Source organism: Xanthobacter cornucopiae (assembly GCF_043195065.2).
Taxonomy (GTDB): Bacteria; Pseudomonadota; Alphaproteobacteria; order Rhizobiales; family Xanthobacteraceae; genus Xanthobacter.
On record NZ_CM195531.1, the window covers coordinates 1,072,148 to 1,091,159 of the forward strand.

General features: G+C 71.5%; 19 protein-coding genes. 10 read left to right on the forward strand and 9 right to left on the reverse strand.

The features are described from left to right. Positions 1–135 precede the first annotated feature (135 nt). Together V5F53_RS04765 and V5F53_RS04770 are read left to right on the forward strand one after the other, a co-directional pair. Positions 136–888 carry a competence/damage-inducible protein A gene (locus V5F53_RS04765; protein WP_393998314.1) on the forward strand — a complete coding sequence of 251 codons (753 nt, stop codon included), beginning with the start codon at positions 136–138 and terminating at the stop codon, positions 886–888. Positions 889–1,037: 149 nt separating this feature from the next. Next, on the forward strand, positions 1,038–1,469 hold the full coding sequence (locus tag V5F53_RS04770) for a c-type cytochrome (RefSeq protein WP_393998313.1): 432 nt from the start codon (positions 1,038–1,040) through the stop codon (positions 1,467–1,469). Between the two features lie 51 nt (positions 1,470–1,520). On the opposite strand, the gene V5F53_RS04775 is transcribed toward V5F53_RS04770, so the two are convergent. Further along, positions 1,521–2,243, reverse strand: coding sequence for a cytochrome b/b6 domain-containing protein (locus V5F53_RS04775; protein ID WP_393998312.1), 723 nt, complete (start codon positions 2,241–2,243; stop codon positions 1,521–1,523). A 252-nt stretch (positions 2,244–2,495) separates the two neighbouring features. Here V5F53_RS04775 and V5F53_RS04780 point away from each other — a divergent pair, with 252 nt between their 5' ends. The 3 genes from V5F53_RS04780 (at position 2,496) to V5F53_RS04790 (ending at position 4,160) form a co-directional block, all read left to right on the forward strand. Continuing rightward, complete coding sequence (locus V5F53_RS04780; protein ID WP_393998311.1) at positions 2,496–2,888, forward strand: hypothetical protein; 393 nt, start codon at positions 2,496–2,498, stop codon at positions 2,886–2,888. Positions 2,889–3,102: 214 nt separating this feature from the next. Further along, positions 3,103–3,276, forward strand: coding sequence for a hypothetical protein (locus tag V5F53_RS04785; protein ID WP_393998310.1), 174 nt, complete (start codon positions 3,103–3,105; stop codon positions 3,274–3,276). 29 nt (positions 3,277–3,305) lie between these two features. After that, positions 3,306–4,160, forward strand: a complete 855-nt coding sequence (locus V5F53_RS04790; protein ID WP_393998309.1) for a group III truncated hemoglobin — start codon at positions 3,306–3,308, stop codon at positions 4,158–4,160. Between the two features lie 56 nt (positions 4,161–4,216). Here V5F53_RS04790 and V5F53_RS04795 read toward each other — a convergent pair whose 3' ends face one another. The 7 genes from V5F53_RS04795 to V5F53_RS04825 all read right to left on the reverse strand — a co-directional run bounded on the left by V5F53_RS04795 (position 4,217) and on the right by V5F53_RS04825 (position 11,973). Further along, on the reverse strand, positions 4,217–4,951 hold the full coding sequence (locus V5F53_RS04795; RefSeq protein ID WP_393998355.1) for a tetratricopeptide repeat protein: 735 nt from the start codon (positions 4,949–4,951) through the stop codon (positions 4,217–4,219). A 607-nt stretch (positions 4,952–5,558) separates the two neighbouring features. Then, positions 5,559–7,169 (reverse strand): bifunctional aminoglycoside phosphotransferase/ATP-binding protein, encoded by a 1,611-nt coding sequence (locus V5F53_RS04800; RefSeq protein WP_393998308.1) that lies wholly within the window; start codon positions 7,167–7,169, stop codon positions 5,559–5,561. 46 nt (positions 7,170–7,215) lie between these two features. Next, the gene (locus V5F53_RS04805; RefSeq protein WP_393998307.1) at positions 7,216–7,680 is read right to left on the reverse strand and encodes a hypothetical protein; all 465 of its coding nucleotides are present in this window, start codon (positions 7,678–7,680) and stop codon (positions 7,216–7,218) included. Position 7,681: 1 nt separating this feature from the next. Next, complete coding sequence (locus V5F53_RS04810) at positions 7,682–8,467, reverse strand: hypothetical protein (protein WP_393998306.1); 786 nt, start codon at positions 8,465–8,467, stop codon at positions 7,682–7,684. A 168-nt stretch (positions 8,468–8,635) separates the two neighbouring features. Next, positions 8,636–9,757, reverse strand: coding sequence for an NAD(P)-dependent alcohol dehydrogenase (locus V5F53_RS04815; protein WP_393998305.1), 1,122 nt, complete (start codon positions 9,755–9,757; stop codon positions 8,636–8,638). A gap of 134 nt (positions 9,758–9,891) precedes the next feature. Continuing rightward, a complete protein-coding gene (locus tag V5F53_RS04820; protein WP_393998304.1) occupies positions 9,892–10,767 on the reverse strand; it encodes a PPC domain-containing DNA-binding protein in 876 nt (291 codons plus the stop codon). 105 nt (positions 10,768–10,872) lie between these two features. Beyond that, positions 10,873–11,973, reverse strand: coding sequence for a lysine-2,3-aminomutase-like protein (locus V5F53_RS04825; RefSeq protein ID WP_393998303.1), 1,101 nt, complete (start codon positions 11,971–11,973; stop codon positions 10,873–10,875). A 160-nt stretch (positions 11,974–12,133) separates the two neighbouring features. On the opposite strand from V5F53_RS04825, the gene V5F53_RS04830 reads away from it, so the two are divergent. From V5F53_RS04830 to V5F53_RS04840, 3 genes are all read left to right on the forward strand, one after another. Next, positions 12,134–12,457, forward strand: coding sequence for an XdhC family protein (locus V5F53_RS04830; RefSeq protein ID WP_393998302.1), 324 nt, complete (start codon positions 12,134–12,136; stop codon positions 12,455–12,457). A 123-nt stretch (positions 12,458–12,580) separates the two neighbouring features. Further along, the gene (locus V5F53_RS04835; protein WP_393998354.1) at positions 12,581–13,282 is read left to right on the forward strand and encodes an XdhC family protein; all 702 of its coding nucleotides are present in this window, start codon (positions 12,581–12,583) and stop codon (positions 13,280–13,282) included. Continuing rightward, entirely contained in the window at positions 13,279–14,892 is a 1,614-nt protein-coding gene (locus V5F53_RS04840) for an NTP transferase domain-containing protein (RefSeq protein WP_393998301.1), read from the forward strand. Before V5F53_RS04835 ends, V5F53_RS04840 begins: the two co-directional genes overlap by 4 nt. A gap of 78 nt (positions 14,893–14,970) precedes the next feature. Here V5F53_RS04840 and V5F53_RS04845 read toward each other — a convergent pair whose 3' ends face one another. Further along, positions 14,971–15,429: a DUF488 domain-containing protein gene (locus V5F53_RS04845; RefSeq protein ID WP_393998300.1), complete on the reverse strand. Its 459-nt coding sequence runs from the start codon at positions 15,427–15,429 to the stop codon at positions 14,971–14,973. Positions 15,430–15,677: 248 nt separating this feature from the next. Here V5F53_RS04845 and V5F53_RS04850 point away from each other — a divergent pair, with 248 nt between their 5' ends. Then, a complete protein-coding gene (locus V5F53_RS04850) occupies positions 15,678–16,829 on the forward strand; it encodes a zinc-binding metallopeptidase family protein (RefSeq protein ID WP_393998353.1) in 1,152 nt (383 codons plus the stop codon). A gap of 403 nt (positions 16,830–17,232) precedes the next feature. Continuing rightward, positions 17,233–18,759, forward strand: a complete 1,527-nt coding sequence (locus V5F53_RS04855; protein WP_393998299.1) for an MDR family MFS transporter — start codon at positions 17,233–17,235, stop codon at positions 18,757–18,759. The last annotated feature ends 253 nt before the right edge of the window (positions 18,760–19,012 follow it).

The window sequence follows — 19,012 nt, forward strand, 5'->3', positions numbered from 1 at the left end:
CAGAACGCTACAAACATCGTGCCAAAGAAGTGATAAAGGGGAAAGGCTTCCTGGCGGCGACGCTCGCGTTCCGGGTGTGGCTGTGGTTTAGGCAAAAAGGCTCTGAGTGCTGCTTGAAAGGGCAGGTGAGGCGTCATGAGTGAGGCAGACGGCGCGCATTTGGTCACGGCGGGACTGGTCGTCATCGGAGACGAAGTCCTCTCGGGGCGGACCAAGGATAAGAACATCGGTCATATCGCGGAACGGTTGACCGAGGTGGGGATCGATCTGCGCGAGGTGCGCATCGTGCCCGATGTGGAGGAGGACATCGTCGTCGCGGTCAACGCGCTGCGTCATCGCTTCACCTATGTCTTCACCACCGGCGGCATCGGGCCCACCCACGATGACATTACCGCCGATTCGATTGCCAAGGCGTTCGATGTCAGCATAGACGTGGATCCCCGAGCTCGCGCCATGTTGCTCGAATATATTGCCGAGAAAGATCTCAACGAAGCGCGCCTGCGCATGGCGCGGATTCCCGCCGGCGCCTCGCTGGTGGTGAACGAGGTTTCCAAGGCGCCCGGCTTCCGCATTGGCAACGTCATCGTCATGGCCGGCGTGCCGCGCATCATGCAGGCCATGCTGGAGGCGGTGCTGCCGGAACTGGAGAAGGGCCGGCCCATGCTCTCCGAGACGGTGCTGGCCGATGCGCGCGAGGGCGACATCGCCGCCCCGCTGGCCGAGATCGCGCGCCGCTATCCCGCGTCCGTCATCGGCTCCTACCCGTTCCGCGACGAGGACGGCCGCTTCAAGACCCATCTGGTGGTGCGCGCGCGGACTCCGGAGCTGGTCGGCGAGGTGGCTGGCGAGGTGCGGGCCATGGTGGCGCGGGCCACCGCGCAACGGTGAGCCGTGGCCTCCGCCAGGGCATGCCGCACGAAAGTCGCAAGCGGCAATTGGCCGCCGTCGTGCTCGCGGAAGCGTGACCGGGCGGAGGTACCTTCAGGTTGGAATATTTGTAGGGTGTCGCCTCTTCGGGTGCCTCAACGGAGCAGAAGATGCGATTTTTCGTGACCGCCGCGGTTCTCGCCGGGCTCGTCGCCGCCACCGCGGCGGTGGCCCAGACCAACGTCATCCAGCAGCGCCGCGAGGCGATGAAGGTGATCGGCGAGCAGACGGACGTGGCTGCCTCGATCCTGAAGGGCCAGACGCCCTTCACCGCCGCCAAGGCGGAGCTGATCTTCCAGACCTACAAGGACAAGATGGTCGGCTTCGAGAAGCTGTTCCCGCCCGGTTCCGACAAGGGCGAGACCAAGGCGACCTCGGCGGTGTGGAGCGACCGTGCCGGCTTCGACGCGGCGATCGTGAAGTTCAACCAGGCGGTGGCCGATAATGCCGCTGCCGGCGTGACCGAGGCGGGTTTCAAGGCGGCCTTCCTTGCCGTGGCCGAAAACTGCCGCTCCTGCCACCAGAGCTTCAAGACGCGGTGACACATCCGGCGGGCGGCCCCTCGGTCGCCCGCCCTTTCCCCACGGGCCGGCTCAGCCGATCCGGGTCAGGGCGAACACGCCGCCGGCCGCCAGCGCCAGCAGCACCAAGGCGAGGCGGGGCGAGGCCAGGCGGGGCGCGGCGATGGCCGTGGGCAGGCGCTTCCAGCCGGTGATCATGGGGCGGACCAGGTCCTGCCGCAGCAGCACCGCGTAGGCCAGGATGGCGGCCACGTGCAGCGCCACCGCGATCAGGATCAGATCGAACGACAGCCCGTGCAGGACGGTGAGGCGGTCGCTCAGGGCGCCACCCGCCAGGGACGCCAGCGGCCCCTCGGTGAACAGGCCGTCGTTGGCGAACAGGCCGGAGACGGTCTGCACCAGCAGCAGCCCCAGCAGCGCCAGGACCATGTAAGCGCCGGCGGCATTGTGCCCGGTCTCGGGCTCCCCCTGGCGTTTCAGCACGTGGCGCAGGTGGGCGACGGCGGTGCCGGGTGCCTTGACGAAGGACGCGAAGCGCGAGGTCTCGCTGCCGAACAGGCCCCACAGGATGCGGAACGCCACCAGGGCCAGGATCGCGTAGCCGGAATAGAAGTGCCAGTCGATCCAGCCGTTGCGGGCGGTGACATAGGACGTCGCCACCAGGCCGACGAGGGACCAGTGGAACAGCCGCGTCGGCGCGTCCCAGACCTTGATCCAGCGCCAGTCGCGGACCGTGGCTCGTTCGCTTTTTGGGGCGGCGCTTCCGGTGGCGTCCCGCAGCAGGGTGTCGGTCATGGCTTCCATCTCGTCGCAGCGCGGCAGGCCTTGCCGCAAGGCCGCATGTCTACAGAGGCGTTGCGGGCGGTAGAAGACGACCTTTCCAAAACGTGATCGGCGGCGCCGACTTTTCGTGCCGCGCGGAGGAAGACGGGTTAAGCTCCCCGGCGCGGTGCCCGTCTCGCGACGGACCCGTGTTTTTCCGGAGCCGGATCGCCGTCGGCGAAAGTCGCGGGGCGATGCGGGATGCAATTGCAGTGTGAGATTGCCATGAACGACGTTGCCGAAGAGGGCGTCCCGGTCGAGGGCGCCGCGCAGGACCAGATTGAAGTCACCGCCGAGGCGCTGGACCGGTGGCGGGCGCTGGAGTCCGGAGTGCCGCTGAAGCTGAGCCTCTCGCGGGAAGACCTGGACCATCTGCTGCTGGGGCTGCGCAGCCTGGCGATCGGTCAGAATCAGCTGGTGGCGGCGCTCACCGGGCACATCAACCAGGACATGAAGGCGAGCGCCGAGGCGCTGCTGGCGGCGGATCAGCTCTGCGTCGCCGCCTACAACCGGATCAACGCCTTCATCACCATGGTCATGGTCTCGGCGACGCCCGAAACCGGCGGTCCGGCCGGCGAGGGGGCTCCCGTCTCCGGGGACGGGGCAGACCCAGCCTGAGGCCGGGACCGGCGGGGCGCGGAGCCGTCCAGACGGGCTGATGAATATTCCAGCAAGCCCGAAATTTAGGCGATGGAGGCCGTGGCCCGCGCTTGTCGGCGGCTTCGGCCGCTCTTAGGCTGCGCTATATAAATTTCATATCGAACGCTGGCCGGCCGCCGGTTGGGCGCGTGGGACGCCGCGCGCCTCCGCGCCGCGCGAGGAGAGCATGCCCATGGCCATCGACAGAAGCGACACGCCCATCCCGCCCCGTTTCGTGCAGGGCACGGCGGTCCGTGTCCGCCCGCCGTGGCAGAAGACGGCGAAGGCAACCGCCCGCTCGCGCAGCGGTTTTCGCGTGGTGGCCGACAACAGCTCCCGCGACCGGCCCGACGAGACGAAGGACTGACCCCCGCGCTTGGCAAGGAGTGGGCACGCATGACCATCTCGAGCACCGTTACCGCCGCACCGCATTCCGCCTCGGCGCGGCACCTGCCCCTGGCGTCGGCCGGGGAGGCGAGCTTTGCCGGGGTGGCGTTCCGCGCGGCGGCGCGGGCGCCGTCGCGCCCGGGCATCTTCATCCTCACCCGGGGCATCGGTGAACTGGCCTATCCGGTCTATATCGGCGAGGGCGACGATATGGCAGTGGCGGAAGAGGCGGTGCGCGCCACTCTCCCCGCCGACACTGCCCTGGCCGATGGCCTGTTCTACATGGAACGCGCCAATGCGCGGCTGCGGTCCCACACCGTGCGCGATCTCGTCGGCAAGTTCGATCCGCCGCTCAATACGACGGACCGCAAGGGGCCGGCGGCGCCGGAGCTTGCCGCGATCATTCCAGACCGGGCCGAGAGCTGGCCGGAGGGGGCGCGCGAGCAGCTTGCCACCGAGATTCACGTCACTGAGGCGGATCTGGAACGGCTGGTGAAGGAGTTCTACGCCGCTGCCGGGGACGACCCGGTGCTGGGCCCGGTGTTTACCCGCGCCATCCCCGATTGGGAGGGGCATTATCGCGTGGTTCAGAACTTCTGGTCGCGCGCGCTGCTGGGCACCAGCCGCTATTCGGGAAACCCGTTCTCCGCCCACCTCGCCTTGAACCTGAAGCCCGAGCATTTCACGCGCTGGGTCTCGCTGTTCCAGCAGACCGCGCGCCGGGTGCTGGAGCCGGCGGCGGCGGATCGCGCCATCGCCAAGGTGGAGCATATGAGCACCTGTTTCCAGGCCGGCCTCTTTCCTCCGGGCCTGGATGCCGCGCCTTCTCATCCCCATGCGGGACAGGGCGCGGCGAGCGCCTGAGCCGCGCCGGCCCGCCGCCACGGGGCGGGGGCTTGGCTTGGCTGGCGGGCCCGCGCTCAGGCGGTGCCGCCGGATTTCAGGACACGCCGTTCCGCCGCCGACAGCTCCTCGGGGCTCAGGGTGGCGCGGACGGTGTCGAAGAAGCGGTCGGCCAGCGTGCTTCCGCCGGATTTGGCGCGCAGCAGCCAGGCAAAGGCGGCCACCCGATCCCGCGGCACGCCGACCCCCAGGTGATGGGCGGCGCCGATCAGCGCCTGGCCATCGGGGTCTCCGGCCTCGGCGGCCTTGCGCCACCAGCCGGCCGCCTCCGTCTCCTCGGGACTGCCCGGCGCATGGCTGGCCGCCTCCAGGTGGGCGATAAGGCCGAGCCGGGTCATGGCCGTGGCGATGCCCTGGGCCGCCGCCGCCTCGGCCCAGCGCCGCGCTTCGTCCCGGTCGCCGGGCACGGCGCTTTCGAAAAGCAGGAAGCTCAGCATGTCCTGGGCTGGCGCGTCGCCGGCGGCGGCGGCGAGGCGGTACAGCTCAATGCCGCGTTCGGTGTCCTGGTCACCGCCGAGGCCCTTCACATAGAGCCGCGCAAGGTTGCGTTGGCCGACCGGGTCGCCGGCCTCGGCCGAGAGTTCCAGCCATTCGCGCGCAAGCTCAAGGTTCTGGTCCACGCCGAGGCCGTCGATGAAGCAGGCGCCGATGTTGTTCTGGGCGCGGCCATGGCCTTCGCGCGCCAGCGGCTCCCAGATGGCGAGCGCGGTGTCGTAATCTCCCGCCTGCGCCGCGGTCAGCGCGGTCTGCATGTGTTCCTCGGTGCCGGCCCATTGCTCGGGCGGCAGCTCGGTCGCCTCGTCCGGTGTCGGCGCGGGCGCGGCGGCGACCGGCGCGCCGACCGGCACGGCGGGCGCCACGGCGGGTTCTGTGGCCTCGGAGGCGGTGGCACGGTCGGGCATCGGGCGGTCCTCGGCGGTCTGGGCTTCGTCGGCGCCTTTGCCTTTCAGGCGGTCGAGCCAGCTCATGGGGTGTCTCCTGCGACGGCGAAAGCGGCGGCGCGAAGGGGGACGCTGTGGAACACGGGCGCGCAGGCGCGGCCATGCGGGCGCGGACGCAGGCAGCCGCGCGCGGCGCCGCAGGGGCGCTCGCTCGTCGGCCGGCCGGCTGAAACGCGCTGCATGACTTCCTTCGCCTCCGGGCGTGCGCGGGGCGCCTGCCGCCTGCGGCGGTGGTGCCCCGGTTTCTCGACGATTCGGCGGCCGGCTCGCGTGATGCGGGCCGGAACCACCCACGCATGCACCCTTCGCCTCGCAGATGGTGAGGGCCGCGAATCAATCCAGGCCGCATGCGTGTCGAATTGTCCCTGGCGGGGATGAAATATTCGTTCCCAAAGATGTGTTCGCGGGCCGCGTGCTCTCAGCCGCTGGTCAGCCGGCTCCAGGTGAGGGGGCCGATGTCGTAATCCTGCTGGCGGCGCGCGACGGCGCTCCCGGCGTCGGAGGCATCCCGGCCCGCCGCCTGGCGATGCTCCACGCGTTCCACCCGCACGTTCAGCGGCGCATCGAGCCAGATGCCGTGGAACGGCACGCCTCGTTCCCGCGCCACGGCCGCCACCGCGTCGCGCTCCTCCGGCCGCGCGTGGACGGCGTCCACGACCACGCTTTGCCCGGTGGCGAGCACGCGCCCGGCCAGATCGCACAGGCGCGCATAGACCCGTCCCGTCACGCCGGGATCGTAGGCCGCCTCCGGCAGGGGCTCTGTTTCCGCCACGCCGAACAGCCGCTTGCGCTCGATGTCGCTGCGCAGCACCACGGCGCCCGGCGCGCGGCCGATGAACGGCGCCCACTGCCGCGCCCGGCGCGACTTGCCCGATCCGGACAGCCCGCCGATGGCGCACAGGCGTGGCTCCGGCTGCAGCAGCGCGGCGGGAAGGTCTGCCGGAGCCTCCCGCGGCTCCGGTCCGGGCTGCAGGCCAAGGAACGACCCGGCGCTGTCGAACAGATGGCGGACGCGCCGGGCGGCGGCCTCCCGCGCCGACGCGGGCAGATGGGGGAGGCCGGCGGCTTCCACTTTGGCGCGGATGGCCGCGCGCAGCGACAGGAACAGGGGCAGGGCGGAGAGCCCGTCGAGGGCGTCGTCGCGCCGCTCGGCCCACAGATAGCGGTTCATGACCCCGTTGGCGGCCACATGCAGGCCGCGTTGCCACAGGTCCATGAGCAGGAAGGCGAGGTCGTAGAGCACGTCGCAGACGGCGATGTCGTCGCTGAACTCGATGGCGTCGAACAGCACCGGCGTGTCGTGCAGGAGCACGATGTTGGCGAGGTGCAGGTCGCCATGGCAGCGCCGCACGAAGCCATCCCGCGCCCGCGCCCGGAGCAGGGGCGCGATGCGCTCCAGCGCCGTCGCGCTCGCCGCCGCCAGCGCGACGCCCGCCTCCGCCGGGAACAGGTCGCCATGGCGCGCGAACGAGAGGCGGTTGTCGGCCAGATAGCGGGCGAGGCGCTCGCTCACGTCGACCTCGCGGTGGATCTCCGCCCGCGCATGGGAGCAGGACACCGCGTGCGCCAGCGCCGCCACCAGCTCGCGGGAGAGCGGCGCGCGGGCCGCCACCTGGTCCAGGGTGTCGGCGGGATCGAAGCGGCGCATCTTCACCGCGTAGTCCACCGCCGCGCCGTCGCCGCCCAGGACCAGGCCGGTGCCGGAGCGGGTGATGGGCACGACGCCGAGATAGAGGCCCGGCGCGTTGGCGCCGCTGATGGCGACCTCGGCCTCGCAGGCCGCCTTGCGCTTCTCCAGCGTGGAGAAGTCCATGAAGGGGAAGCAGACCGCCCGCTTGACCTTGTAGGCGTGGGGCCCGGCCAGGAACACCGTGGCGCCGTGGGTGTTCACCCGCTGCACCGCCTCGCCGGCGGGAAGTCCGTGGGCGGCGGGATCGGCGAGGACATCGAACACGGCACTCTGGTCGGCCACCACGTGGTCGTCCGAAAGGGGCCCCGGGGTGGGGGCCGGATGCGTCGAAGGGGCCAATTCCGTCTCCTGCGGATGGGCGGCCGACGCTCGTCGATCCCGAAGGTCAGCGGTCCAGGGATTTGGCGTGCAGCAGCGCCAGGGTCATGGCCTGGCTGAACAGGGTGAGGCCAGGACCGGCGATCCGGCCCCGCGCGATTTGCACCGCCCCGGCCGCGAGCAGGCCCATGAAGGCGGCGTTGGTCAGGTCCATGCGCCCGTTGCTGGCCTGCGAAATGGTGGCATTGAGGCGAGCGACCGCGGCATTGGCCTTGCCGATGGGGTCCAGCGGGGGCGGCGGGGCCAGCATCAGCCCGGCGGTCTCCAGGGCCGCTCCAAGCTGCGCCAGGGAATAGTCGTGGCTGACGATCAGGCTGGCGCCGCGAACCTGCGCCTGCACCTGGCCGCCGGCGCTCAGCCGCGCTGCCCGCGCGCGCAGGTCCGCCTCGGGAACATGGGCGGGGGCGGTGAACCGCGTGCGCCGCTCCATGTGGTGGGCGAGGCGGAGCGGGATGGAGGGAGAGGGCGCCACTTCAGTCGTCCGTGGCCGGCGTCACTGGCGGAGCGTTCGCCTCCTCCGACGGCGTGGCCGCCGCCACCTTGGCGCCGCGCCTGGATGCCGCGCGGGAAGCGGCCGTGCCCGCTGCCGGCTTCGCGGCACGGCGTGGCATCTTGCCGGACCCCACCCCTGCGGGCGGGGCCGCTGCCGTGCCGCCGGCCTTTGCCTTTCGCGGCGTCCGGGCCTTCGCGGGCGCGGCGCCGGAGGGCGTCTCGCTGGCGGGTGCGGCCGCTGTCCTGGCGCGCGTGCGCCCGGCTGGGGAGGCGTCACGCGCAGCGGCCGGCTCGGCCGGCTCCGCGATGGGCTTACGCGCCGGCGTGCGCGCCGGCGCCGGCCGCGCGAGGCGGGGATTGCGGCTGGTGCCCCGGATCACGGCGTCGGCCGGGCGCGGGGTCGGGGTGGGCGGGATGATCTCGGTGACCTCCACCACCTCCACCCCGGGCGGAACGTCATCGTCGGCCTTGGGCGCGCGGCCGGTGATGGTCCTGGCCCCGCGCCGGGCGGCAGTCGCGGCCACAGCCGCGACGGTGGCGATTCGCCCCGCCGCCGCCTTCAGCCCGCCGGCGGTGTCCACCACCAGCTCCTTCACGTCGCCTCCGGTCTTCGCCACCGCCTCGCGGGCGGCGTCGGCAGCGCCCTTCGCCGCGTCTTTGGCCGCGGGTCGGGCCGCCTTGAGCAGGCGGGGCCCCACCGCCACCGCACCGGCGCCGAGGGCGACGCCCAGCAGGAAGCCACCGGGCAGGAGAAGAAACGGAAGCATTCTGGGCGGCTCCTTGGGCCTTCGGCGCGGATCATCGCAATTCGCATCCTAAGGGCGTTCCGACGCGAAGTGGAGACCGAAATGCGCGAAGAACAGCGTGTTCTCAAGTCTCTGGATCATTTCCAAAGCCGCGCGGGCGCCCCCGCGCGGCCGCTCCGCCCCTCCGGCCTACGGGGTGATCGCCACTTTCAGCACACCGTCGCGCTGGTTGGCGAACAGGTCGTAGGCGGCCTCGATGTCGTCCAGCTTGAAGCGGTGGGTGACGAGGGCGCGGGCATCCACCCGGCCCGAGGCCACCACGTCCATCAGCCGGCGCATGCGCTCCTTGCCGCCCGGGCACAGGGAGTTGACGATGGTGGTGTCGCCCAGCCCGGCGAAATACGCATCGAGCGGGATCCTCAGGTCGGACGAATACACGCCGAGCGACGACAGCGTGCCGCCGGGTCGCAGCACGCGCAGCGCTGCCTCGAACGTCTCCTGGCGGCCGAGCGCCTCGATGGCCACGTCCACGCCGCGCCCGTCGGTGAGGCGCAGGATCTCCTCCACCGGGTTCACCTTGGAGAAGTCCACCACCGCGTCGGCGCCCATGGCACGGGCCACCTCCAGGCGGGCCGGCACCCGGTCGACGGCGATGATGCGGGTGGCGCCCATCAGCTTCGCCCCGGCGGTGGCGCACAGGCCGATGGGCCCCTGGGCGAATATCGCCACCGTGTCGCCGATCTGGATCTTGCCATGCTCGGCGCCGGAGAAGCCGGTGGACATGATATCCGGGCACATCAGCACCTGCTCGTCGGAAAGCAGGTCCGGCACCGGCGAAAGATTGGTCATGGCGTCGGGCACCAGCAGGTACTCGGCCTGGGCGCCGTCGATGGTGTTGCCGAAGCGCCAGCCGCCCATGGGCTTGAAGCCGTGCCGGGTGCGCGGGCCGTCCTGGGAGCCGCAGCCGCACAGGCAGGCGTTGGAATAACCCGACGGCGTGATGGCGCCGGCGATGACGCGCTGGCCTTCCTCGTATCCCTCCACCGCCGAGCCGAGCTTTTCGATGATGCCCACCGGCTCGTGGCCGATGGTGAGGCCCTTGGCCACCGGATACTCGCCCTTGAGGATGTGCACGTCGGTGCCGCAGATGGTGGTGGTGGTGACGCGGATGAGCGCGTCGAGCGGGCCGACGTCGGGAATCGGCTTTTCGTCGAGGACGATGCGATTCTTCTCGACGAAGATGGCCGCCTTCATCTTCGGCGTCTGCGGCGCCGGACGGTGCGACGCGGGCTTTTCCAGAATTTCCGACATGGCCATCACGCTCCCTGTGTTTCGTTTCCGGAACGATACAGGGCGCGGCGCGAAGCTGGTTTGACACCGGTCAAGCTCGACGCGCCCCGCGCCCTGAGTGCAACGCGCCGGACCCGCCGGCGTTCCATGGCACCTCAGGCGATGGCCGGCGGGGCCACTTCCTCCACCGCCAGCTCGAAGGTGATGCACACCGGATTTTCCCCTGCCAGCCGGCCCTGCGCCAGCGCCCCGGACAGGCCCACCAGCGCGATGTCGAGCTCGGCCGCCAGCACGCCGTCGGCGCCTGGGGCAATGCGGCCATGGCGCACGAACAATTCAGTGGCGTGGTCCGGCAGATCCGGCGCATCGGCGAAGCGCGCGCCGATGAGGCTGCCGATGCTGCCACGCACCCGCCCGGCCGCGAAGCCGTGGCGCCGGCACAGGTCCACCAGGGCGGCGGAGATGTCGGTGTTCGGCCGCACCCGGGCGAAGGCGATGCGCGGTCCCGGCCCCGGCGCCCGCAGGACGCGGGGGGTGAACAGGGTGAAGTTCGTCTCTGCGTCGTATTCGGTGGTCAGCGCGATGTCGGCGGTGCCGTAGGCGCGGGCGAGGATGGGCGCGGCGACCACGCTCTCCAGCGGCATCACGTGGCCGCCGTGGCGGCCGCCGTCGGCCTCGCGCCAGACCGCGTGGCAGTGCACGAAGGGCGCGCCGTCCCTGTGGCCGAAGCTGAGGCAGCCGGCCTCAAGGGGGCTGGCGCCAGCCGGCGTGAACGGGGCGCTGTACCATGCGGCGTGGGTGTCGTCGGGTGCCGCGGCGGGCATCACATAGGTGAAGGGCCCGAAGGCGCCGCCGGACAATTCCACCTGCGCGGCGGTCAAGCCCGCCCGCAGCAGCGGCCCGGCGATGGCGGCGTTGAGGGTTTGCCCCGGTTCCAGGGTGAAGTCGAGCGTCGCGAGGCGGCCCACCGCGCTGATGATCCGTTCCGCCGCCACCGGCCCCGGCTGCGCCAGCCGTCGCGCCTGCGCCATGGTTCGTTCTCCCTCGCTTTTATGGTTGCCCCTCTTATAGCGGCTTCGCGGACGGCGCGCCCGGTCCTCTGGAAACCGCCCTGCGTTCGGCCCGCGCCAGGGAGCCTAGGCGTCCGGTGGGTAGAGATGCACGCCGCCGCAATTGTCGGTGACGCGGAAGCGCTCGCCATCGGCGGCGGGCACCGCCTCAAGGTGGTCCGGCAGCAGCGGCACCTTGCCGGCGCCGCCGGGGATGTCGAGCACGTAGGTGGGCAGGGCCAGACCCGACAGGCGGCCGCGCAGCGCCCGCATCAGCGCCTGGCCCTCGGCGATGGTGAGCCGGAAATGGCCGGTGCCCGGGGCGAGGTCCGGATGGTGCAGGTAATAGGGCTTCACCCGGCATTCCACCAGGGCGCGAAACAGGTCGGCGAGGGTGCCCGCGTCGTCATTCACGCCGCGCAGCAGCACCGTCTGCGACACCAGGGGAATGCCGGCGTCGGCCATGCGGGCGAGGGCGGCGCGGACCTCCCGCGTCAGCTCGCGGGCGTGGTTGGCGTGCACCGCCACATAGGGGGTGAGGCCGGGCGCCTTCAGGGCCTCCACGAACGCGCCGGTCACCCGCTCCGGCGCGGCGATGGGCACGCGGGTGTGGAAGCGCGCCACTTTCACATGGGCGATGGCGGCCAGCCGCGCCACCACCTCGCCCATCCGGCGGGCGGACAGCATGAACGGATCGCCGCCGGTGAGGATGACTTCCCAGATGCCGGGGTGGGCGGAAAGATAAGCGAAGGCCGCCTCCAGCGCCTCTGGCGACAGGGTGGTCTCGGCGCCCGGCCCAACCATCTCCCGGCGAAAGCAGAAGCGGCAATAGACGGCGCAGACCCCGACGATCTTCAGCAGGGCCCGGTCCGGGTAGCGGTGCACGATGCCGGGCACCGGCGAATGGGCGTCGTCGCCGATGGGGTCCGGCCGTTCCTGGGGCTGGATATCCAGCTCGCGCGCGTCCGGCACGAATTGGCGGGCGATGGGGTCGGCCGGATCGGCGCGGTCGATGAGGCCGGCGAGGGGGGCTGTCACTGCCACCGCGTAGCGTTCCGCCACCGGCGCCACATCACCGGCCCGGGCCACCAGGCCGGCGTCCGCCAGTTCCTGCGGCGTGCGCAGGACGAGGGCGCGCAGCGGCGCGACCGTGGGCGGGTTGGGTCGGGACGGGCCGTTCGGGGGCATGCGGCGTCTTTCAGGCGGTCTTTGGGGCGATCTCCGCGGGCATCGGCGCGGATGCGTCGGGCGCCCGGGGGCACTGGCGCCGGGCCGGCGGCAGGGGCATCTATATAGGCGACAGGCCGTGGGTGCCACCGTGCGCCCGATGCGTGAGGAGAGCCGCCGGATGGTCGTGTGCGAGGACGATGTGCTCGAAGCCGCCGAGCGCTGGCGGCGGGAGGGGCGCGGCGTGGCAATCGCCACCGTGCTGGAGACCTGGGGCTCGGCGCCGCGTCCGGTGGGCAGCCGTTTGGTGATCGACGCCTCCGGGGCTTTCCTGGGCTCGGTGTCCGGCGGCTGCGTGGAGGGGGCGGTGGTCACCGAGGCGCTGGAGGTGATCGCCTCGGGCCGGCCCCGTCAGCTCGATTTCGGCGTGGCCGACGCCACCGCCTGGACGGTGGGGCTGTCGTGCGGCGGGCGCATCCGCGTCTATGTGGAGCCGGTCGCGTAAGGCGGGGCTGGTGTGCCGGGCGGTGGGTTGCGTTATGTTCCTGCGGGAAGAAGACTGTTGTGGCGGCGCTGGCGCCGTGCGATCCCATTCCAGCTGCGGCGCCGGTCCGCGAAGGCTTTCGTGATGCGTCTCGATCTGCTCGCCGCTCTCAACGCCGAACGCACCGCGCGCCGGGCCTGCGTGCTGGTGACCGAGCTGGCGAGCGGGGCGCAGCGGCTGGTCCGCGCCGGCGAGATCGCCGGCGATTCGCTGGCGCCGCTGCTGCAGGAGGCCCTGGCCCAGGGGCGCAGCGCCCTTGCGGCGGAGGGCGCGTTGTTCCTCGCGGTGGATATCCCGCCGCCGCGTGTGTTGCTGATCGGCGCCGTGCACATTTCCCAGGCGCTGGCGCCCATGGCGCGGATCGCCGGCTTCGACGTCACCATTGTCGATCCGCGCACCGCCTTCGCCACGCCGGAACGCTTCCCGGAGGCCCCGGTGATCGCGGAATGGCCGGACATCGCCCTGCCGGCCTATGGGCTCGACCCCTTCACCGCCATGGCGGCGCTGACCCACGACCCCAAGATCGATGATCCGGCCCTGGCGGCGGCGCTGGCGGCGGGCTGTTTCTACATCGGCGCGCTCGGCTCGCGGCGCACCCATGCCGCGCGGCTCGATCGGCTGGCGGCGCGCGGTTGCGATGCCGCGGCGCTGGCGCGCATCTCAGCGCCCATCGGGCTCGACATCGGCGCGGCGAGCCCGGCGGAGATCGCGGTGGCGGTGCTGGCGCAGATCATCGCCGCCCTGCGCCGGCCGGCGGCGCGGCGGACGGAAGGAGCCGCGGCGTGAAGTTCGGTTCACTGTCCCTGGACGAGGCGGAAGGGGCGCTCGCCGCCCATGCGGTGCGGCTTGAGGGGGGCGCCATCAAGAAGGGCATGCGGCTCGGCCCGGGCGAGATCGCGCGGCTGCGGGCCGCCGGCTATCGCCAGGTGGTGGCGGCGCGGCTGGAGCCGGGCGACCTGCCCGAGGACACGGCCGCCGTCATCCTGGCCGACGCCGTGGCCGGCGCGGGCGTGCGGGTGGACCGCCCCTTCACCGGGCGCAGCAACCTTTATGCCGCCACGGCCGGCGTGCTCCGGGCGGCGTCGGCGGCCGTGGATGCCTTCAATGGCGTCGACGAGGCGATCACCCTTGCCACCCTGCCGGACCTGCGGGCGGTGGCCGAGGGGGAATTGATCGGCACGGTCAAGGTCATTCCTTATGCGGTGGCCGAGCCGCTGGTGGCGCGCGCGGCGGCGCTGGCGCCGGGGCTGCTGGCGGTGACGCCGTTCCGGGTGCGGCGGGTGGCGGTGGTGTCCACCCTGCTGCCGGGCTTCGCCGAGAAGGTCACGGCCAAGACCCTGGCGGTGACCCGCGCCCGGCTGGCGCCCGCCGGCGCCGAGCTGTGCCGCGCCGCCGCGTGCGCCCATGAGGCCGGGCCCTTGCGCGACCTCCTGCGGGAGGTGGTGGCGGAGGGGGCGGAACTGGTCATCGTGTTCGGCGCCTCGGCCATCGCCGACCGGCGCGACGTGGTGCCCCTGGCGCTGGAGGCGGCGGGGGGCGAGGTGATCCGCCTCGGCATGCCGGTGGACCCGGGCAACCTGCTGCTGCTGGGCCGGCTCGGCGCGGTGCCGGTGCTGGGCGCCCCGGGCTGCGCCCGCAGCCCCAAGGAAAACGGCTTCGATTTCGTGCTGATGCGCCTTCTGGCCGGCATCGACGTCAGTTCCGCCGACATCGCCCGGCTCGGCGCCGGTGGGCTGCTGGCGGATATTCCCACCCGCCCGTTTCCGCGCACCGAGAACGTGGCGGACACCCATGGCTTCGCCGCGGTGGTTCTGGCGGCGGGGCGCAGCACCCGGATGGGCGAAGGCGCCAACAAGCTGCTGGAGGAGGTGGCCGGGGTGCCCGTGATCCGCCGGGTGGTGGAGGCGGCGCTGGCATCGCGGGCGCGGCCGGTGATCGTGGTGACGGGCCATGAGCCGGAGCGTGTGGCGGCGGCGCTGGAGGGACTGCCGATGCTGCTGGTGCACAACGGCGACCATGCCAGCGGCATGGCCTCCTCGCTGCGGGCCGGTATCGCGGCGGTGCCGGACGAGGCGGCCGGCGCCCTGGTGGTGCTGGGTGACATGCCGCTGGTCGAAGGCGCGCTGCTGGACCGGCTGATGGACGCCTCTGCACCGGACGAGGGCCGGCTGATCGCGGTTCCCGTGTCGGGCTCGACCCGAGGGCATCCGGTGCTGTGGTCGCGGCGCTACTTTCCGGAGTTGATGGCGATCGAGGGCGATGTGGGCGCGCGCCATCTCCTGGCGCGGCATGCCGACGCGGTGGTGGAGATCGCTGCCGGTGGCGCCGGCGCCTTCCTGGACGTGGACACGCCGCACCTCCTGGCGGAGGCGCGGGCCTTGGCGCGGGCCGAGTAGAAACGACCCGCCGGTTCGCACCGACCGTTCGCCATGGCTCCGCCGCGCGCGTCCAAAGGGGCGGGGTGGTTGGCTCGCTCAGAACGGCGCGGTGATGAGATGATCGACGCCGATGTCGAGCCGCTGGCACAGCCACTGCGACAGGCGCAGGCGATGGCAGCCCTCCACATGGCGCTCATAGCACAGCAGGCAGAGCCGCCGCCCGCGCGCCAGGCTGGCCAGTTCCTCCAATGCTGCCTGCGCCGGGGCGGTGGCAAGGTGGGCGTCATAGATGCGCATGAGAGCGTCGTGATCGCCGGAGCGGGCGGCGAGGCGCCCCTCCTTGGGCGTGCCCAGCGCCTTCAGGTGCACATAGGCCATGGCATGCTCGGCGATGCCGGCGGCCAGGGCGGTCTTGGAGAATCCCGGCCGGCGCGAGGCCGCCACCGCCCGCACGTCCACCACCAAGTCCACGCCTGCCTCGCTGAGGGCGGCCTGGACGGCGGAGGCAGTGGTCTGCTCGTAGCCGATGGTGAAGAGGGCGGTGGTCTCGCGCATGGGCCGATCATGGCGCCTTGCGCGGCGCGCGTCACCTGCGATGTCGCGCCCGTGCTGGCCGGCGCATTACTGCGGTGCGAAAGACCTGCGCGCGCTCCGGCCCGGGAACAGTGTTTTCGCTGCATGGCAGCATTGTTCAGCACAGGTGCTGAAACCGCATCCCCTGGCACTGCCGGGAATGGAATTTTACCGACAGGTGCGCGATATTGCCTGAGATCTATCTCGATCGGGTGCACAGGGGCGAAACGATGCGGCTGTTCCGGTGTGACGTCTGCGGCCAGCTCCTTTATTTCGAGAATCGCCGCTGCGAAAAATGCGGCCATGGCCTTGGATATCTGGCCGAAGTGAACAATCTGGTGGAGCTTGAGCCGGAGGGTGAGGCTTTTCGCGTGGTCGGCGTGGAGAACCGTCGTTTTCGCTTCTGCGCCAATGCCGCCTATGATGCCTGCAACTGGCTGGTTCCGGAGGAGCAGGACGGTGAATATTGCCTCGCCTGCCGGCACAACCGCACCGTGCCGGACCTGACCAACCCCGACTATCTGAAGAAATGGCGCCGCATCGAGGTGGCGAAGCACCGGCTCATCTATTCCCTGCTGCGTCTCAACCTGCCGTTGGACAGCAACGAGGACCGCGAAGGCGGCCTGTGCTTTGACTTTCTGGCCGATCCCGAGGACAAGGACAAGCCGAGGGTGATGACCGGCCACGATGAAGGCCTCATCACCATTGCCCTCGCCGAGGCGGACGATGCCGAGCGGGAACAGCGGCGCAACGATCTCGGCGAGCTCTATCGTACCCTGCTCGGCCATTTCCGGCACGAGGTGGCCCATTATTATTGGAACTGCCTGGTGCGGGATGCCGGCCGCATCGCCGCTTTCCGTGACATGTTCGGCGACGAGAGCGCCGACTATGGCGAGGCGCTGAAAGCCTATTACAAGGCGGGTCCGCCCGCCGACTGGCAGAGCGCCCACGTCTCGGCTTACGCCACCTCCCACCCGTGGGAGGATTTCGCCGAAACCTTCAAGCACTACATCCACATTGTCGATACGCTGGAGATGGCGAGCGCGTTCGGCATGCGGGTGGACCCCCGTCTGGACCGCAGCGGCGGATTGAAGTCGCAGGTCGATTTCAACCCGTACCGCGCCTACGAGATCGAGGAGATGGTCAACGCCTGGTTGCCCATCGCCTTCGCGCTCAACAGCCTCAACCGCTGCCTGGGGATGGCCGATGCCTACCCCTTCATCCTCAGCCCCGGCGTGGTCGCCAAGCTGGGCTTCATCCACCAGCTGGTGCACCGCGCGGCGCCCGCCGACCCGGTGCGCGCCGCGGTCGCGGAGCGGGTGGAGGCGCCCGCCGCGCCGGCCGGGGACACCATCGGCGAGGGCAACGCTGCCGCCGAATGAAGATGGGCGGCGCCGGCGCTGCCGGAGAGTCTCCCGATGGAGGCGCGCGGGACCGATCAGCCACCGGCCGAGCCGGCGGTCCGCTGCTGGCCGCCGCGGTCGAGGGCGGGCCGTGGCGCGACATCTGTGTGGTGACATTCGTCCCAGGATACTTCCGTCGCGAGGCGTTCGCCGCCGTCCGGAACGCCCGACGACGCCCCTCGGCCATGTCCGGAGCGAGGGGCTGGGGCCAGTGTTCTGCGCCGGTGTCAATGCTTGCAACTTGTGCACGCGGGCGCTGGGCTTCATCTTCGGCGCCCGCCGACTCGGGGGCTTGTGCCCATGGGCTGTCTTTCCGCCGGGTGGCGCCGCGTGCCGGGCTGGCGCGCGGCCTCCACCGGATGCCCGCCACGAAGGCCCGCCGATGACCTGTCCCCGCGCGACCTGTTCCGCCCCGTCCGCGTTGCCCGACGGCGTGGCCGCCGCACCGGTGGCCCTGGCGCACCGGGATGTGCGGCGGGTGATCTTCGGCATCATGCTGGCCATGTTCCTGGGGGCGCTGGAACAGACCATCGTCGCCACGGCGCTGCCCACCATGGGTGAGGCGTTCGGCGACTTCGTCAATCTGTCCTGGGTGGTCACGGCCTATCTTCTCGCCTGCACGGTGGCGACGCCGCTCTATGGCAAGCTCAGCGACATTCACGGCCGGCGCGTCATGCTGCTGGTGTCGGTGGCGGTGTTCACCCTGGCCTCGGTGGCGTGCGCGCTGGCGCCGAACCTGCCCGTGCTGGCCCTGGCGCGGGGCCTGCAGGGGCTCGGCGGCGGCGGCCTCATATCGCTGTCGCAGACCATCATCGCCGATGTGGTGTCCCCCCGTGAGCGCGGCCGCTATCAGGCGCAGATCGCCACCGTGTTCGCCGTCGCCAGCGTCGCCGGCCCGGTGCTGGGCGGAGCCCTGGCGCAGCACCTGCACTGGTCGCTCATCTTCTGGATCAACGTGCCGCTCGGCATCGCCGCCTATGCGGTCACTGACCGCGCGCTGCGCCGGCTGCCGCGCCATGAGCGGCGCCACCGCATGGACTATCCCGGCGCGCTGCTGATGGTGTCGGCCAATGTCTGCCTGCTCCTGGCCCTGTCCTGGGGCGGGGTGCGCCATCCCTGGGGATCGGTGGAGATCCTGGGCCTGCTGGCGGCGGCGGCGGCGCTGGGGGCGGGCTTCGTGTGGCGCATGCGGGTGGCGGCCGAGCCGTTCCTGCCGCTCGACCTGCTGTGCGACCCGGTGGTGAGCCGGGCGATTCCGGCGGCGTTCGCGGCGGCCGGAATCATGGTGGGCCTGTCCATCTTCGTGCCGCTCTATCTCGAGCTGGTGCGCGGCCTGTCGGCGAGCCAGTCCGGCCTCGGCCTCATTCCGCTGGTGGGGGGCGTGGTGTGCGGCGCCACCGCCTCCGGGCGGGCCATGCTGCGCCTTGCCCATTACCGGCTGCCGGCCCTGGCGGGCGGGGTGCTGGCGGCGGCGGCGCTGGCCGGGCTGGCCCTGGGCGCGGGCGGCCTGCGGCTCGACATGGTCAGCGCGTTGCTGGCCCTGACGGGCATCGGCATCGGCATGATCCTGCCGGTGTGCACGGTCTCCATCCAGAATGCGGTGGAGCCGCACCGCATGGGCACGGTGACGGGCATCATGACCTTCTTCCGCCAGCTGGGCGGGGCCACCGCTGTGGCGGTGCTCGGCGCCATTCTGCTGGCGATCGCCGGCCTCGGCGGTTCCGGTGGCATCGAGATGCTGGGCCGGGGGCCGGGCGGCCCATCCCTGGACGCGGCGTTCCAGGTGGTGTTTGGCGCCGCCGCCCTGGTGGTGCTGGCAAGCCTCGCCTTCATGGCCACCATGGTGGAGCGGCCGTTGCGCGGCGCCGTGCGCGTGGCCGCCGACGAAGGCGGGCTCGGAGCCGAATGATGGCGGCCCGCTGGTCGGGTGCCCTGGGGGTCCCGCCTCGCTCCGCCATGCCCCTCCGGACCGGACGGCCGCGCCCCGGCGTGGATGGCTGCGATGCCTGATACCATCGGCTCCGGTCTTCGAGCGGTGCCGAGTGGGTCCGTTCAAGCACCGCGCGGGCTCTTGACCAAAGGCCCAGCAGTCAAGCTCATGGGCCGTTGGTCTGAGGCGGGAATGGCCGCGACGGCGCCATCGGCCCCACCCGTCCTGTCAA

Bases quoted from the DNA above. Each gene is read 5' to 3' on its own strand.
- V5F53_RS04780 (WP_393998311.1), top strand. From the start codon at position 2,496: ATGAACGACGTTGCCGAAGAGGGCGTCCCGGTCGAGGGCGCCGCGCAG.
- V5F53_RS04790 (WP_393998309.1), top strand. From the start codon at position 3,306: ATGACCATCTCGAGCACCGTTACCGCCGCACCGCATTCCGCCTCGGCG.
- V5F53_RS04765 (WP_393998314.1), top strand. From the start codon at position 136: ATGAGTGAGGCAGACGGCGCGCATTTGGTCACGGCGGGACTGGTCGTC.
- V5F53_RS04810 (WP_393998306.1), bottom strand. From the start codon at position 8,467: ATGCTTCCGTTTCTTCTCCTGCCCGGTGGCTTCCTGCTGGGCGTCGCC.
- V5F53_RS04795 (WP_393998355.1), bottom strand. From the start codon at position 4,951: ATGCAGACCGCGCTGACCGCGGCGCAGGCGGGAGATTACGACACCGCG.
- V5F53_RS04825 (WP_393998303.1), bottom strand. From the start codon at position 11,973: ATGCCCCCGAACGGCCCGTCCCGACCCAACCCGCCCACGGTCGCGCCG.
- V5F53_RS04770 (WP_393998313.1), top strand. From the start codon at position 1,038: ATGCGATTTTTCGTGACCGCCGCGGTTCTCGCCGGGCTCGTCGCCGCC.
- V5F53_RS04855 (WP_393998299.1), top strand. From the start codon at position 17,233: ATGACCTGTCCCCGCGCGACCTGTTCCGCCCCGTCCGCGTTGCCCGAC.
- V5F53_RS04815 (WP_393998305.1), bottom strand. From the start codon at position 9,757: ATGTCGGAAATTCTGGAAAAGCCCGCGTCGCACCGTCCGGCGCCGCAG.
- V5F53_RS04785 (WP_393998310.1), top strand. From the start codon at position 3,103: ATGGCCATCGACAGAAGCGACACGCCCATCCCGCCCCGTTTCGTGCAG.
- V5F53_RS04850 (WP_393998353.1), top strand. From the start codon at position 15,678: ATGCGGCTGTTCCGGTGTGACGTCTGCGGCCAGCTCCTTTATTTCGAG.
- V5F53_RS04775 (WP_393998312.1), bottom strand. From the start codon at position 2,243: ATGACCGACACCCTGCTGCGGGACGCCACCGGAAGCGCCGCCCCAAAA.
- V5F53_RS04845 (WP_393998300.1), bottom strand. From the start codon at position 15,429: ATGCGCGAGACCACCGCCCTCTTCACCATCGGCTACGAGCAGACCACT.
- V5F53_RS04830 (WP_393998302.1), top strand. From the start codon at position 12,134: ATGGTCGTGTGCGAGGACGATGTGCTCGAAGCCGCCGAGCGCTGGCGG.
- V5F53_RS04835 (WP_393998354.1), top strand. From the start codon at position 12,581: ATGCGTCTCGATCTGCTCGCCGCTCTCAACGCCGAACGCACCGCGCGC.
- V5F53_RS04820 (WP_393998304.1), bottom strand. From the start codon at position 10,767: ATGGCGCAGGCGCGACGGCTGGCGCAGCCGGGGCCGGTGGCGGCGGAA.